14 protein-coding genes are annotated in these 14,629 nt (G+C 67.4%); 4 read left to right on the plus strand and 10 right to left on the minus strand.

The window, feature by feature from the left end; genetic code table 11:
- Positions 1-187: 187 nt before the first annotated feature.
- Together ACZY0X_RS05670 and ACZY0X_RS05675 are read left to right on the plus strand one after the other, a co-directional pair.
- Positions 188-3,244: an MMPL family transporter gene (locus tag ACZY0X_RS05670; protein WP_463768608.1), complete on the plus strand. Its 3,057-nt coding sequence runs from the start codon at positions 188-190 to the stop codon at positions 3,242-3,244.
- Positions 3,241-3,780: an XRE family transcriptional regulator gene (locus ACZY0X_RS05675; protein WP_463768609.1), complete on the plus strand. Its 540-nt coding sequence runs from the start codon at positions 3,241-3,243 to the stop codon at positions 3,778-3,780. Before ACZY0X_RS05670 ends, ACZY0X_RS05675 begins: the two co-directional genes overlap by 4 nt.
- A gap of 18 nt (positions 3,781-3,798) precedes the next feature.
- Here the strand turns inward: ACZY0X_RS05675 and ACZY0X_RS05680 are convergent, their stop codons facing one another.
- Complete coding sequence (locus tag ACZY0X_RS05680; protein ID WP_463768610.1) at positions 3,799-4,488, minus strand: hypothetical protein; 690 nt, start codon at positions 4,486-4,488, stop codon at positions 3,799-3,801.
- A complete protein-coding gene (locus ACZY0X_RS05685; RefSeq protein ID WP_463768611.1) occupies positions 4,485-5,093 on the minus strand; it encodes a hypothetical protein in 609 nt (202 codons plus the stop codon). Before ACZY0X_RS05685 ends, ACZY0X_RS05680 begins: the two co-directional genes overlap by 4 nt.
- 58 nt (positions 5,094-5,151) lie before the next feature.
- Between ACZY0X_RS05685 and ACZY0X_RS05690 the strand changes: the two genes are divergently transcribed.
- Positions 5,152-7,143, plus strand: coding sequence for a M13 family metallopeptidase (locus tag ACZY0X_RS05690; RefSeq protein ID WP_463768612.1), 1,992 nt, complete (start codon positions 5,152-5,154; stop codon positions 7,141-7,143).
- A gap of 24 nt (positions 7,144-7,167) precedes the next feature.
- On the opposite strand, the gene ACZY0X_RS05695 is transcribed toward ACZY0X_RS05690, so the two are convergent.
- The 4 genes from ACZY0X_RS05695 to ACZY0X_RS05710 form a co-directional block, all read right to left on the minus strand.
- A complete protein-coding gene (locus ACZY0X_RS05695) occupies positions 7,168-7,848 on the minus strand; it encodes a TetR/AcrR family transcriptional regulator (protein ID WP_463768613.1) in 681 nt (226 codons plus the stop codon).
- 178 nt (positions 7,849-8,026) lie between these two features.
- On the minus strand, positions 8,027-9,046 hold the full coding sequence (locus tag ACZY0X_RS05700) for a L,D-transpeptidase (RefSeq protein WP_463768614.1): 1,020 nt from the start codon (positions 9,044-9,046) through the stop codon (positions 8,027-8,029).
- Positions 9,047-9,237: 191 nt separating this feature from the next.
- Positions 9,238-9,546, minus strand: coding sequence for a copper-sensing transcriptional repressor RicR (gene ricR / locus ACZY0X_RS05705; protein WP_463768615.1), 309 nt, complete (start codon positions 9,544-9,546; stop codon positions 9,238-9,240).
- A gap of 1 nt (position 9,547) precedes the next feature.
- On the minus strand, positions 9,548-10,159 hold the full coding sequence (locus ACZY0X_RS05710; protein WP_463768790.1) for a DUF305 domain-containing protein: 612 nt from the start codon (positions 10,157-10,159) through the stop codon (positions 9,548-9,550).
- Positions 10,160-10,246: 87 nt separating this feature from the next.
- Here ACZY0X_RS05710 and ilvD point away from each other — a divergent pair, with 87 nt between their 5' ends.
- A complete protein-coding gene (gene ilvD, locus ACZY0X_RS05715) occupies positions 10,247-11,950 on the plus strand; it encodes a dihydroxy-acid dehydratase (RefSeq protein WP_463768616.1) in 1,704 nt (567 codons plus the stop codon).
- Between the two features lie 68 nt (positions 11,951-12,018).
- On the opposite strand, the gene ACZY0X_RS05720 is transcribed toward ilvD, so the two are convergent.
- From ACZY0X_RS05720 to ACZY0X_RS05735, 4 genes are all read right to left on the minus strand, one after another.
- Positions 12,019-12,459, minus strand: a complete 441-nt coding sequence (locus tag ACZY0X_RS05720; RefSeq protein WP_463768617.1) for an SPW repeat protein — start codon at positions 12,457-12,459, stop codon at positions 12,019-12,021.
- A 130-nt stretch (positions 12,460-12,589) separates the two neighbouring features.
- Positions 12,590-13,219 (minus strand): O-methyltransferase, encoded by a 630-nt coding sequence (locus ACZY0X_RS05725; protein WP_463768791.1) that lies wholly within the window; start codon positions 13,217-13,219, stop codon positions 12,590-12,592.
- Between the two features lie 74 nt (positions 13,220-13,293).
- On the minus strand, positions 13,294-13,785 hold the full coding sequence (locus ACZY0X_RS05730; RefSeq protein ID WP_463768618.1) for a TIGR04338 family metallohydrolase: 492 nt from the start codon (positions 13,783-13,785) through the stop codon (positions 13,294-13,296).
- Between the two features lie 5 nt (positions 13,786-13,790).
- Complete coding sequence (locus ACZY0X_RS05735) at positions 13,791-14,540, minus strand: DUF2786 domain-containing protein (protein ID WP_463768619.1); 750 nt, start codon at positions 14,538-14,540, stop codon at positions 13,791-13,793.
- Positions 14,541-14,629: the final 89 nt, after the last annotated feature.

A 14,629-nucleotide genomic window follows, 5' to 3' on the forward strand; every position in this document is an offset into this window, starting at 1 on the left:
CGCACTCGCCCATCCTGCCATCGCGGCGGACCACCGGCACAATCCGCACAGCAAATTCGCAGGTCAACCAGATCGCTGGCCGACCAATGCGGTCGCTCCTGGCGAAGCCGGTCACCCTACCCCACCCTGCGGTACGCTCCAGCTACGAAACGCCGCGAGAAGGCCGAGGTTCGTCATACAGCAGTTCATGATGCGCTTGAGTAGCAATCTGCGCAGATATCGCTGGGCGGTCTTCGCGGTGTGGCTGCTCCTCCTATTGCCGTCGATCTACCTGTCACTCAGCCAGGCCGGCAATCTCACCGGCGGCGGCTTCGAGGTCGCGGGATCGCAATCGCTGGCCGTCGAGCGGCAGGTCGAGGACCACTACCCCGATCAGGGCGCATCACCTCTGGCATTGGTCGCCGCGCCGCGCGCCGACGCGTCTTACGAGGATATGAACGCCGCCGTGGCGCAGCTCGAGCGCATCGCCGCCGCGGAGTCCCGCGTCACGATCGTCCCGAACCCGCAGCAGCCACCACCCCGGCCTGACCGCCCCTACGTCGTCTCCCTGCAAACCGGTTTCGACGCCGGCAGCACCGACGTCGCCAAGCAGTTGCGCAAGGCGATCGGCGTCGACGGGGATCAACCCGGACAAACGGAGAACGGAAAGGTCCGGCTCTACGTCATCGGGCAGGGCGCGTTGGGTGCCGCCGCAAGTGAGGCCACCAAGCACGATGTCGCGCAGGCCGAGAAGTGGAATCTGCCGATCGTCATGATCGTGCTGCTGGCGGTCTTCGGGTCGCTCGCCGCCGCTGCGCTTCCGCTGCTGCTGGGCGTGTGCACCGTCGCCGTGACGATGGGGTTGGTCTTCCTGCTGTCGATGGTGACGACGATGTCGGTGTTCGTGACATCGACGGTGTCGATGTTCGGTATCGCGCTGGCAGTGGACTACTCGCTGTTCATCCTCATGCGCTTCCGTGAAGAACTGCGCGCAGGCCGTGACGCCGAACAGGCCGCCGACGCGGCGATGGGCACGTCGGGCCTGGCGGTACTGCTTTCTGGTCTGACGGTTATCGCATCGGTTACGGGCATCTACCTCATCAACACGCCGGTGCTGTCGTCGATGGCGACCGGCGCGATCCTGGCCGTCGCGGTCGCCGTGTTGACGTCGACCACCCTGACCCCGGCCGTGCTGCGAACTTTCGGCAAGGCCGCCGCGAAGAGGTCGACCTACCTTCATATGTCCCGCCGGCCGGACACCACGCAGTCGCGATTCTGGACCCGCTGGGTCACCGGGGTGATGAGACGTCCCTGGCTGTCGGCGATCGCGGCCACCATCTGCTTGCTGACGCTGGCCGCCCCGGCGTTCGCAATGACCCTGGGCAACAGCCTGCAGCGACAGTTCGAGCCCACCCATGAGATCCGCGGCGGTATCAACGCGGCGGCCGATGCGCTCGGGCCTGGCGCGCTGGGGCCGATCCGGGTGCTGGTGACGTTCCCTGAAGGCAGCGCCAACGAACCCCAGAACGCCGCCACCCTGACCGCAGTCGAGGCAAGGATCGCCGAGGCGCCGTATGTGGTGAACGTTTCGCCCGCCGTATTCGGCGACGACAATCGCAGCGCCCTGGTGTCGGTCGTGCTGTCCATCGACCCCGAGGAGATGGGCGCCCGCGACACCATCGACTGGTTGCGAGCCAATCTGCCCGAGGCTGCCGGTGATCGCGCGCATATAGATGTCGGCGGACCGACCGCCCTGCTCAAGGACTTCGACGATCGGGTGGCGGACACCCAACCCCTGGTGTTCGCGTTCGTGGCGTTCATCGCGTTCGTGATGCTGCTGATCTCGATCAGATCGGTGTTCCTGGCCTTCAAGGGCGTGCTGATGACGGTGCTCTCGGTGGCCGCGGCGTACGGCAGCCTCGTCGTCGTGTTCGAGTGGGGGTGGTTCGAGTCGCTCGGATTCGAGCCGCTGACGTCGCTGGACAGCACCATCCCGCCGCTGGTCCTGGCGATGACCTTCGGGTTGTCGATGGACTACGAGATCTTCCTGCTGACCCGCATCCGCGAGCGTTTCGTCCAGACCAAGAACACCCGGGATGCAGTCGCGTACGGCGTGAGCACCAGCGCCCGCACCATCACCAGCGCGGCGCTCATCATGATCGCGGTGTTCGTCGGCTTCGCATTCGCGGGCATGCCGCTCGTGGCACAGCTCGGCGTGGCCTGCGCCGTGGCGATCGCCGTCGACGCCACGGTGGTGCGGCTGGTCCTGGTGCCGGCGTTGATGGCGATGTTCGCCGAATGGAACTGGTGGCTGCCGCGCTGGCTGGACCGGATCCTGCCGTCGGTGGACTTCGAGAAGCCGCTACCCAAGATCGACATCGGCGACCTCGTGATCATCCCGGAGAACATCTCCGAGCTGGGTCCGTCAGGCTCCGATATCCGCACCGTCGTCAAATCGGCAGCCAAACTGAAGACCCTTGCGCCGCAGGCGATCATCGTCGCGGACCCGCTGGCGTTCAGCGGCTGCGGACCGCTTGCGGTCAAGGGCTGCGACACGCCCGTGGCGCTGGCCGGGTCCATGGTCCGGGTAAAGAGTCCAAGCGACAACGGCGGCGGCGTGGCCAGCGCAACCCGCGCCGGACAGACCAGCGCGACCCGCGCCGGACAGACCAGCGCGACCCGCGCCGGACAGACCAGCGCGACCCGCGCCGAGGCCCGCACCGTACGGATCGGGTTGCGCGGCGTGGCCGGTGCGGGTCGAGCGGGTGGCAAGGCGGCGCCCACAACCGTCCACCCGGTGACGCTGTGGCGGGGACGACTGGCGGTCGCGCTCGACGCACTGCAGACCGCTGCAGACGCCGAGGCGCCCGTGGTGGAGCGCCGCAGGCCGATGGAGACCACCAACGTTCTGCTGCCCACCGGCGACCGGCTTCAGATCCCCACCGGAGCCGAGACACTGCGACTCAAGAGCTATCTCGTGATGTCGCGGAACGCCACGCGGGACTTCAGCGAGTTCGCCGATCTGATCGACTCCATGGAGACCCAAACTGCAGCGGAAGTCTTGACCCGCATCGACCGGTACTACGCTGGTCAGCGCTCGAGGAAGCAGTGGGTCGCCACGCAGCTGATTCGCCGCCTGTCCGATCCGCAACCGTCGGATCATGATGACGAGAGCGCGTCTGACCCGGCAGCAGTGGCAGACTGGGAGCGTGTCAGGCAGCGCTGCCTGGAAGTGGCAGTGGCGATGCTGGAGGAGGCGAGGTGACGTTGAGTTCCGACGTGCGGGACACGCATGACGACGCCGCGCCCGGCCGTCCGACCCCGGTCCCGGACCCGGCAGCGGCACCGCGGCGTCGACAGACCGACAGTCGTCCCGTCGAGTTCTGGCCGACGTCATCGATCCGTGCGGCGCTGGAAACCGACGATCTCAACGTGTGGCAACGCATCGTCGTCGCCGTCAAGCGCGACCCCTACGGCCGTACCGCGCGACAGGTCGAGGAGGTCCTGCACTCCGCGCCTCCGCAGGGCGTCTCCAAGGCGTTGGCCGAGGTCCTGCTTCGCGCCCGCGCGAATCTCGAGGCCAATGAGTGCGCTGAGGTCGGCCGCCATGTGCGCCTACTTCTGGAGCGCTCCGGTCTGGGCCAGCAGGAGTTCGCGTCGCGGATCGGACTGCCGAATGAGGAGTTCGGCTCCTATCTCGAGGGCCGCGACTGCCCGGCCGCGTCACTGATGATTCGTATGCGCCGGCTGTCGGACCGGTTCGCCAAGATCCACGACGAGCGCACCGGTCGCACCGGCTGATGTCGCTGACGCCGGCGATCAGCGGGCGTTGATCGGCGAGACGTCGACCACCAACCACTTGCCGCTGGCCTTGGTCAGTGCCACCCGCAACGCCAGCACCGCCACGTCCTGCGGCTTGCCCGGCGCGTTCTGCGTACCCCGCATCACCACCGCCACGCTGGCGGCCTCCGGGCCGATAGCCTCTACGCCAGCCGAGATCGTGGACGCCTGGCCTGAGACGTTCCTGCTCGTGAGTTCCTTTGCCACCGACTCGAATTCGGCGCGGTAGGCCTGTGCTCGCTCGGACGTCATCAGATCTGCTGCCCGGTTGATCGATGCGTTCGGGTCCTGCGGGGTGAAGGTGGCCGACGCCTCCGCGACGCTGCTGGCGATGCCCACCACCTCGGTGATGTCGGCGCGCATGGCACGGTCCGGTGCCGTCCACTGCGTGTAGCCGACCGCGACGGCGGCCACCAGCGCGGCCGCCGCCAGACCGACGACGGCCAGACGCAGCACGGGCCCGTCGTCATCGGTACCGATCGTCACACCGTCGCGCCGGTACAGCACGAAGTCGACGATCATGCCCTGCACGATCAACAGTGCTGCCACCGAGCACACCGACACCCACCACAGCGGCCACGCCAGAGCGGCCCCCACGTAGACCAGGGCGGCGATCGCGGCCAGCGGGGCCAGCACGTCGACCGCGGCGACCCGCAGCGCATTCCTCATCGCAGGGACTCCAGCCGCGAGATCAGCAGCTTGCCGTCCACGTCGGAGACTCCGAGGCGCAGATTCCAGCGCACGGGTCGTGGTTCCGTGCCGCCGGCGTTCTGGCTCATCGACGTCGCGACCACGAGCACCGTGTCGGTGCGTGAGGCCACCGTGGACAGTTCGGGCTGCGGCGGCGCTCCGGCCGGGCCGGGAAGCTGGTGGTAGAGCGTTTCGATCGACACCGACTCGACCTGGCCGGTGGTCTGCGACTGCAACTTCGCCACCAACTGCTTGAACGGTTCGACAGTGCTCTCGAAGTCGGCGTTCAGCTGGCCGACGGTCCCACTGTGCAGTGTGCGCAGGCTGTCGTCGATGGAGTCCTTGTCCATGTTGATCAGGACGGTGGTCCAATCGGCGGCGGTCTGCAGGACGTCGGTCTGGTAGGTGCGCTCGGCGACATCGCTGCGGTGACCCGACCAGATCATGAACGCCAGGACCGCGGCCACCACCGCCACAAGCCCCAGTACCACCGACCCGATGCCGTAACCGCTGAGTCCGCCGCGGGCGGCGGCGTCAGCCTGCTCCACCTTGACGGCCTGCTCCACCTTGACCTCGTCGGGCATGGCGTGAGGGTACCCGGCGCCACGGCACGCACTTGCCAGGCGATGGCAGGATGGCGGAGTGACGCTTGAAGCCATCCGCTCCGGAATCGATCTGTCCTACGTCGACGAGGCTGCACGCCCGCAAGACGACCTGTTCGGCCACGTCAACGGCCGCTGGCTCAACGACTACGACATTCCCGCCGACCGCGCGACCGACGGCGCGTTTCGTCTGCTCGCCGACCGCGCCGAGGAACAGGTGCGTGATCTGATCGGTGAGGCGGCCGCAGCAGGCGGGGCCGCCGGCACGGACGAGCAGCGTGTCGGTGACCTGTTCGCGAGCTTCATGGACGAGGCCGCGGTCGCGGCCGCCGGCGTGCGGCCACTGCTCGACGAACTCACCGCGGTGGATTCCGCCGCGGACCTCGTGAGCCTGGCCGCCGTGATGGGCGCGTTGCAGCGCAGCGGCATCGGCGGGGGCGCCGGTGTGTACGTCGACACCGACTCCAAGGACTCCACCCGCTACCTGCTGCACTTCTCGCAGTCGGGCCTCGGGCTGCCCGACGAGTCCTACTACCGCGATCCCGCGCACGCCGAGATCCTGGCCGCCTACCCCGGGCATATCGCGCGGATGCTCGGGTTGGTGTTCGGGGAGGAGCCGCAGCCAGGCGAGTGGGCGGCAACGGCCGAGCGCATCGTCGCGTTGGAGACCGACCTGGCCGCGGCCCATTGGGACGTGGTGAAGCGCCGCGACGCCGACCTGACCTACAACCTGCGTACCTTCGCCGATCTGCCGAATGAGGCGCCCGGCTTCGACTGGGCTGGCTGGGTCGCCGCGCTGGGCACCACTGAGGGCGCCGTCGCCGAGATCGTGGTGCGCCAGCCCGACTTCCTGACGGCCTTCGCCGCGCTGTGGGCGCAGCGCGACATCGAGGACTGGAAGCGCTGGTTGTGGTGGCGTGTGATCAGTGGCCGTGCGGCGATGCTGACCGACGAGATCGTCGCCGAGAACTTCGACTTCTACGGCCGCACCCTGAGCGGCACCGAGGAGATCCGCGACAGGTGGAAGCGCGGCGTCTCCCTCGTCGAGAACCTGATGGGCGACGCGGTCGGCAAGCTCTACGTCGAACGCCACTTCCCGCCCGGTGCGAAGGCGCGGATGGACGAGTTGGTGGCCAACCTGCGCGAGGCCTACCGCGTCAGCATCAGCGATCTGGAGTGGATGACTCCCGAGACCCGGCAGCGCGCCCTGGCCAAGCTCGACAAGTTCACGCCGAAGATCGGGTATCCGGCGAAGTGGCGTGACTACTCGACGCTGGTGATCGACCGCACCGACCTGTACGGCAACTATCTGCGCGGTCAGGCTGTCGCCACCGAACGGGAACTGGCGAAACTGGGCCAGCCGGTGGATCGCGATGAGTGGTTCATGACCCCGCAGACCGTCAACGCGTACTACAACCCCGGTATGAACGAGATCGTCTTTCCCGCGGCGATTCTGCAGCCCCCGTTCTTCGACGCCGAGGCCGACGACGCCGCGAACTACGGCGGGATCGGGGCCGTTATCGGACACGAGATCGGGCACGGCTTCGACGACCAGGGCGCCAAGTACGACGGCGACGGGAACCTCGTCGACTGGTGGACCGACAGCGACCGCGCCGAGTTCGGCGTCCGGACCAAGGCGCTCATCGAGCAGTACGACCACCTCGTGCCCCGCCAACTCGGTGAGGGCCAGCACGTCAACGGCGCGTTCACCGTCGGCGAGAACATCGGCGATCTCGGCGGGCTGTCCATCGCCCTGCTGGCCTACGAGCTGTCACTGGGCGGCAAGGATGCACCCGTCATCGACGGCCTCACGGGCGCGCAACGGGTGTTCTTCGGCTGGGCCCAGGTGTGGCGCACCAAGTCCCGCGACGCGGAGGCGATCCGCCGGCTGGCCATCGACCCGCACTCGCCGCCGGAGTTCCGGTGCAATACCGTCGTCCGCAACATCGACGCGTATTACGACGCGTTCGATGTCGACACGGCCGACGAGCTGTACCTGGAACCTGCTGCGCGGGTGCGCATCTGGAGCTAGGCGCGGCCCAGCCAACCGCGCCGGCTAACCAACCAGACGGGGCGGTTTCTCGGAAGAGCCTGGACGCACCAGCCCGTGGGCGAACATGTCGTCGACCTGGTTCAAGATGACCGCCATCGCTTCGGCGTCCTCGACGAATCCCGAGTACAGGCCGACCCCCCACAGGATCGAGGCCAGCAGGCCCACCGTGGTGCGGACGTCGCTGTCCGGCGGGAGTTCACCGCGGCTGATCGCCGAGCGCACCATCGTGACGAACAACTGTGCGGTGCCCGCCGTCAGGGGCCCGCTGTCGCGGCCCACCTCCGGGCTGCGCGCCGCGTCGAGGTAGGTCCGGACCATGAACGCCATGATGGATCTGTCCTCGGAGTCGAGCCTGTGCATCGCGAAGATGAGCGCTCGGATCTGCGCGCGAATCGTTGGCTGCTCGAGGACCTCGCCGATAATCGCCTCAAGGAGGGTCACGGTGTCCGCCACGACTTCGTCGTAGATCTCCTCGAGGCTGCCGAAGTGGTAATAGACGCCGGTCACCGATAGCCCGGCCTGCTCGGCGACCATTCGCACGCTGGTGGCCGAGTAACCCCGTAACCCGAACACCGTGCGGGCCGCGCGCAGAATCCAGGCGCGCGTCACCTCCGGATCCCTGCCTGCGGGCCTGCCGCGTTTGGGTTTACCCGGTCGTTTTCGTCTCATTCCGCTTTCAGCCATGTCCACCCCTGCTCAAAGAATGCCACCAACCGGCGAAAGGAGCGAGGCGATTGGCATGTGGCAAATTCTGCCCGGGAATGACCCCGAGGGATGGCATCGCACATCATGCTGATGAAACGAGGTTGCCCCCGGAGTCTTGGACTCCGGGGGCAACCTCGTTTGAGCTGGTGTGCGTCGGTTAGAACATCTGCCAGTCCGACGCGCCGTCGGGCTTGTTGTAGAGCCCGACGGAGTTCTTGACGACGACGGGGTCGCCGCTGCCGAAGTTGTCGTAGAACCACTGCGCGTTGGCCGGGCTGAGGTTGATACAGCCGTGGCTGACGTTGCGCTTGCCCTGATCGCCGACCGACCACGGCGCACTGTGCACGAAGATTCCGCTGTTGTCGATGCGCACCGCGTCCTGGACCTTGAGCTTGTAGCCCTCGGCGGAGTCGACCGGCACACCGTAGGTGGACGAGTCCATCACCATGTCGGCGAACTTCTCCAGCACGTAGTAGGTGCCGTTATGGGTCTCGTGCTTGCCGTCGGGCTTGCCCATCGACACCGGGAAGGTCTTCTCGAGCTCGCCGTTGCGCCGGATCTCCATCTGGTGGGTCTTATCGTCGATCGTGGCCACCAGGTAGTCACCGGTGCGGAAGCTGGACTTAGTGCCTCCCGCGTCGATGTTCACCGTCGTGTTGGCCGGCCAGAAGTCCTGCGGACGCCACCGCAGCTGCGTATCGGTGACCCAGTAGAACCGACCAGCCACGGGCGGGCTCGACGTGATCCGGACGGCCTGCTCAGCAAGTGCCCGATCGGCGATCGGCCGAGCGAAGTTGATGTAGATCGGCTTGGCCACACCCACCATCGACCCGTTGACCGGGTTGAACGTCGGCGGCGCGAAAACGGGCTCACCGGTGTATGGCGTCGGGTTCTGGCCCGCGGGCGTGCCCTCCGGGATCACCGCGGGCGCGCCGTACTGGTTCAGCGGCGCCGCCGGTTCGGTCGGGGGTGGCGGCGGAGCCGGCGGGTCCCAGGGCATCGGGAACGCCGGTGGTGGCGGCGGTGGTGGGGCCGCCACGACTGGTGGTGTGTCGACCACCGCCGGATCGGGGCCCACCTCCGGATCCGCCATCGCTGACGGGCTTCCGACTACTCCACCGACCAGTCCAACCGCGAAGATCGCGGTGGCCAGTCTCCTCAACGTCCCTTGCGGCATACGCCACCTCCATAACCAAATCTGAAACCAGTGTGGCACAACGCCAGGGGCTGGCCCTCGCGGCGATATCGGCCCGGCCCGGGCCCTGGCTCTTCCAAAAGTGCGCTGAACTGCACTGTTAATCGTCACGCGGGCCGACATCGTTACCTCCGTCTCCCCGGTGCGTGGACCGCCGTTACGAGGCGAGAGGGTCAGGACCGGACCAGCCTGGCAATCGCCGCCGACGCCTCAGCCAGCTTCTTGTCGGCCTCAGCGCCACCCTCAGCCACGGCATGGCTGACGCAGTGGCCGAGGTGCTCCTCGAGCAGGCCGAGCGCCACCGACTCCAGCGCGCTCTTGACGGCGCTGATCTGCGTGAGGACGTCGATGCAGTACTTGTCCTCGTCGATCATCTTGGCGACCCCGCGGACCTGGCCCTCGATACGCCGCATCCGCTTCGCGTAGTTCTCCTTGTTAGGCGAGTACCCGTGCGGGGCGGCAACCTCTGTCTCATCTGCCATGTCAGGCTCCCAACATCTGCTTCATCTGATTGATCTCGGTCTGCTGGGCGGTCACGATCTGCTTGGCGAGCGCCTTTGCATCCGTGTTCACGCCGTCGGCGATCTCGGTGTTGGCCATCGTGATGGCCCCTTCGTGATGGCCGATCATCGACTGCAACCACAGCGTGTCGAACTCAGCACCCCGCAGCGTCTCCAGCTTCGCCATGGTGGGTCCGTCGACCATGCCGTCCATGGAACCCATGTCATGCCCCGCATGGGGGTCCGGGCTGGATCCTGCGGACTCACCGCCCCGCCACTGAACGAGGAACACCTTCAGGGCCTCCATCTCGGGCTTCTGAGCCCCGGAGATGGCCGCCGCCAGTTCGACGAGGGCCGGGTCCGAGGAGCGTTCGGGCACCAGCGCCGACAGTTCGATCGCCTGCTGGTGGTGCGGGATCATGTCGGTCGCGAACACCACGTCGGCATCGTTGAAATTCGCCCCCTGCGCTGCGGCGGACGTCTCGCTGTGGTGCGATTGGTCGGTGTGGCCGTCCGATGCGGGCGGGCTGGAACAGGCCGACATGAACAGTGCGGTGGCCAGTACGGAGGTCAGGGCCACAACGCGGGCAGTCATCAGCTTCACGAACCCATCATACCTCATACCCCTCGGGGGTATTGGAATTGGTTTGGTGGGCTCACTGCTCAGGCGCATAATCGTCCAATGCCCTCAGAAAGCACGCCCGATATCAAGCCCCGCAGCCGCGACGTCACCGATGGCCTCGAGAAGACCGCCGCCCGCGGGATGCTGCGCGCGGTCGGCATGACCGATGACGACTGGGTCAAGCCGCAGATCGGTGTTGGGTCGTCGTGGAATGAGATCACCCCGTGCAATATGTCGCTGCAGCGACTGGCGCAGGCGGTCAAGGGTGGTGTGCACGAGGCCGGCGGTTATCCGCTGGAGTTCGGCACCATCTCGGTCTCCGACGGTATCTCGATGGGCCACGAGGGCATGCACTTCTCGCTGGTGAGCCGCGAGGTCATCGCCGACAGCGTCGAGACCGTTGTGCAGGCCGAGCGCCTCGACGGCACGGTGCTGCTGGCGGGCTGCGACAAGTCGATTCCCGGCATGCTCATGGCCGCCGCCCGACTCAACCTGGCCTCGGTGTTCCTCTACAACGGGTCGATCATGCCGGGCGTCGCCAAGATGACCGACGGCACCGAGAGGGAAGTCACCATCATCGACGCCTTCGAGGCCGTCGGGGCCTGCTCCCGCGGGCTGATGTCCCGGGCGGACGTCGACATCATCGAGCGAGCCATCTGTCCCGGCGAGGGCGCCTGCGGCGGCATGTACACCGCCAACACCATGGCATCGGCCGCCGAGGCGCTGGGCATGTCACTGCCGGGCAGCGCATCACCGGTGGCCATCGACAAGCGGCGCGACGAGTACGCCCGCAAGTCCGGTGAGGCGGTGGTCGAGATGTTGCGCCGCGGTATCACCGCGCGCGACCTTCTCACCAAGGAGGCGTTCGAGAACGCCATCGCCGTCGTCATGGCATTCGGCGGCTCCACCAACGCGGTGCTGCACCTGCTGGCGATTGCGTGGGAGGCAGGGGTCAAGCTCACGCTCGAGGACTTCACGCGGGTCGGACGGAAGGTGCCGCACCTTGCCGACGTGAAGCCGTTCGGCCGCCACGTGATGAAGGATGTCGACGAGATCGGTGGTGTGCCCGTCGTCATGAAGGCCCTGCTGGACGCCGGCCTGCTGCACGGGGATTGCCTGACGGTGACGGGTAGGACCATGGCCGAGAACCTGGCCCACATCGCGCCGCCGGACCCCGACGGCAAGGTGCTGCGGGCGATGAACAACCCGATCCACCCGACAGGCGGCATCACGATTCTGCACGGCTCGCTGGCCCCCGAGGGCGCCGTGGTGAAGTCGGCGGGCTTCGACTCCGACGTGTTCGAGGGCACCGCAAGGGTTTTCGAGCGCGAGCGAGCAGCACTCGACGCGCTCGAGGACGGCACCATCACGCACGGCGACGTCGTCGTCATCCGGTACGAGGGCCCCAAGGGCGGCCCAGGTATGCGCGAGATGCTCGCGATCACCGGCGCCATCAAGGGTGCGGGCCTGGGCAAGGACGTGCTGCTGATGACCGACGGCCGGTTCTCGGGCGGTACGACGGGCCTCTGCGTCGGGCACATCGCGCCCGAGGCCGTCGACGGCGGACCCATCGCGTTCCTGCGCGACGGTGACCGCATCCGCCTCGACGTCGGCAAGGGCACCCTCGACGTGCTGGTCGACGTCGACGAGTTCGAGTCCCGCAAGGCAGGTTTCGAGCCGCTGCCGCCGGTCTACACCACCGGCGTCCTGGCCAAGTACACGAAGCTGGTCGGCTCAGCGGCAACGGGCGCTGTCTGCAGCTAGTCGACGTCGGCCGTCCGGCCGGGGACACACCCGGCCGGCCACTCGCATTGGCTCAGCGCGTTACGGGACTACCCGTGCCGGGCTCCGGAATCGCGGACGCGCATTCCGAAGTACACGGCGTTCATGCCAAGCAGCGTGATCAGCGCACCGCAGATCACGTGTGACCAGATCATGCCCGCGGTCGGTGACGCGACGAACATCCACGGTGAGGCGATGAGCCACAGACCGAAGACGGGCAACGTCCACGTCATGCCGTGGGTACGGTCCAGCGCCGACCCGAAACACATTGCCAGTACAGCGACAGTGATACCGACGATCAGATCGTTGAAGGGCAGCCGCGTGAAGGCGTCGAAGCCGAAGATGTACGGCGTCAGCGCAACGAAAACCGCCGTCAGCAATGTCAGGCCGAAGGTGGCTTGCGCGGTCATCGACTCGGAGGCGCGGTCATAGCTCGCGCGCAGAGCCAATATGTCAGGATGCTGATCGATTGATGTATGGGACGTTGTCATTTCGTATCCTTTCCGTTATGCAGCAAGCTTTTTGAGGCTTGCCGCACCCCCATTCATCACTGTCCAAAGTACGCCTGGCCCGACAGGCCAGCCATCAAGATCCGGTCGCAATGAGCTCGCGAGCCGCCTCCTATCTGACCAGCGCCACGGCGAACCCGTCCCACCCCTTGGTGCCGACCGTCTGAATCGCGGCGGTGTCCAGGCGCGGGTGCTCGCCCATCATCACGAACATGTCCCGCACGGCGCGGGCCTGATGGTCCTCCGGCCCGGGATCGAGCACACGGCCCATCCGGGCGATGTTGTCGACCACGATGACCGCGCCGGGCTCGGCCAGCGTGACCGCCCACTCGACGTAGGCGGGGTTGTTCTCCTTGTCAGCGTCGATGAAGAAGAAGTCGAACCTGTCACCACGGTTCGCCAGCCGGGGCAGGGTGTCCAGCGCGGCGCCGACGATGATCTCGACGCGCTCCCCCACATCGGCGTGGTCGAGGTTTCGGCGCGCGACGTCGGCGTGTGCCTGCTCGTACTCCAGGGTCACGACCTGCCCGCCCGGCCCGATGCCGCGCGCCAGCGCGATGGTGCTGTAGCCCGCGAGCGTGCCGATCTCCAGGACGCGCGCGGCTCGGGTGCTCGTCGCCAGCAGGGTCAACAACTTCGCGTGCTGCGCGGACACCTCGATCTGGGGCATGCCCGCGGCGTCGGCGGCCTGACGTGCCGCGGCCAATGCCGCGTCCTCGGTGTGCAGCAGCTGGGTGAACATGGCATCCAGTGCGCGGGGATCGGGTTCGGTCACCTCGCCCACGCTAGCCGGTTTGTGTTATCGCGCAGTCTCCTTCACCGCACACCCTCCTTCGCGTAAACCACGCGCAGCACATGGGCCACCTCGGGGCCCATCACCGCGGCCGCCAGATCACACAGCGTCGAGGTGAACTCCGGCCCGTGCGCAGGCTCGCACGGAGACAGGTGGTGGGCGATCTCGTGCAGCACCACCAGTTCGCGCAGCGCCCACGTGGTGTGGCGATCGGGGACGGCGATGGTGGCGACCCCGTCACCGCGTTCGTAGTGTGCGGCCGTGCAGCCCCGTCGACTGCGCACGGCCAGCGGTTCGGCATCGGGCCAGCGCTGCTCGACCGCGCCGTGTCCGAGTACGGAGTCGACGTAGCGCCGCACGGACTCGACCGACGCGAACCGCGCCTCCGGGGGAAGGGTGATGTTCGCCCCGAAGAACTCCAGCGTGCTCTCACCGCGGGACTGCGCCCGGTCGAACAGCGTGCGGACGAACTGCTCGGCCGCGTAGACCTTCGAACGTTGCGCGTCGCGGGGCACGGGCGTCAGCGGTCCAGAGCGCCGCGGGAGCCCGCGAGTTCGGCACTCGCGCCCAGTCGGGCGCGCTTGCCGGCCCGGTCGCCTGCCCGTCTGGCGGCCGACGAGTATCCCGCGGAGGCGCTGGTGGCCCGCCACGTGCCGCGCGCCTTGGAGGCCTCCCGGTAGAAGGACTTGAGTTCGATGTCCTTGTTGCGCAACGCGACAGCAGTGCCCGGACGCTGATCGGCACCATGGGTCGCCTGGCGGGTCGCCTCGTCGCGAGCCTCGCTGAGCCGTTGGCCAATGCGCGCGCCGAACGCCAGGTGGAAGTTGAGCCGGGCGGTGATGGTCGGCGTCGGCTTATGTGCACCGGTGGCGATGTAGGAGTCCGACGCCTTCACCATCTGCACCACCAGGCCGGCGTAGAGGGCGTGGGTGGCGTCGATGTCCTCGGCGAAGCCGTACGCGTAGACGAACGTGGAGTTGGACGCGACATCACACTTCACGTCGTTGGCGATCGCGATCGCCACGAACAGCTGCACGTAGGTGCGCAGGCCCTTGGTGCCCGCGGTCCCGATCGTGACGGTGCGCTGCACCGGGGTCTGGGCCGCCGTGCGGGTGGCCGCGTGCGCCCGCGCCACCGCCAGGTCGATGGACGTGGTGGTCGCCAGCCGTTGCGCAGCGGTCATGAACGCCTCAGCCTCGTGGGCGTTCTCGGTGTTCTCGGCCTGCCGCAGCAGGGCTGCGATCCGGGCCAGCATCTTGTCATCGGTCATGCGCGGATCCGCTCCGCTTCTCGCTGAACGGTCATGTCATCACTCGCTGGGTTGTCGGGTTATCCGTCATGGGCGTCACGTTAGGGAAC

The sequence above is a fragment of the Mycobacterium sp. IDUB_39 genome (assembly GCF_055419205.1).

Bases quoted from the DNA above. Each gene is read 5' to 3' on its own strand.
- ACZY0X_RS05700 (WP_463768614.1), bottom strand. From the start codon at position 9,046: ATGCCGCAAGGGACGTTGAGGAGACTGGCCACCGCGATCTTCGCGGTT.
- ACZY0X_RS05680 (WP_463768610.1), bottom strand. From the start codon at position 4,488: ATGAGGAATGCGCTGCGGGTCGCCGCGGTCGACGTGCTGGCCCCGCTG.
- ACZY0X_RS05720 (WP_463768617.1), bottom strand. From the start codon at position 12,459: ATGACAACGTCCCATACATCAATCGATCAGCATCCTGACATATTGGCT.
- ACZY0X_RS05670 (WP_463768608.1), top strand. From the start codon at position 188: ATGATGCGCTTGAGTAGCAATCTGCGCAGATATCGCTGGGCGGTCTTC.
- ACZY0X_RS05710 (WP_463768790.1), bottom strand. From the start codon at position 10,159: ATGACTGCCCGCGTTGTGGCCCTGACCTCCGTACTGGCCACCGCACTG.
- ilvD (WP_463768616.1), top strand. From the start codon at position 10,247: ATGCCCTCAGAAAGCACGCCCGATATCAAGCCCCGCAGCCGCGACGTC.
- ACZY0X_RS05735 (WP_463768619.1), bottom strand. From the start codon at position 14,540: ATGACCGATGACAAGATGCTGGCCCGGATCGCAGCCCTGCTGCGGCAG.
- ACZY0X_RS05695 (WP_463768613.1), bottom strand. From the start codon at position 7,848: ATGGCTGAAAGCGGAATGAGACGAAAACGACCGGGTAAACCCAAACGC.
- ACZY0X_RS05725 (WP_463768791.1), bottom strand. From the start codon at position 13,219: ATGTTCACCCAGCTGCTGCACACCGAGGACGCGGCATTGGCCGCGGCA.
- ACZY0X_RS05685 (WP_463768611.1), bottom strand. From the start codon at position 5,093: ATGCCCGACGAGGTCAAGGTGGAGCAGGCCGTCAAGGTGGAGCAGGCT.
- ricR (WP_463768615.1), bottom strand. From the start codon at position 9,546: ATGGCAGATGAGACAGAGGTTGCCGCCCCGCACGGGTACTCGCCTAAC.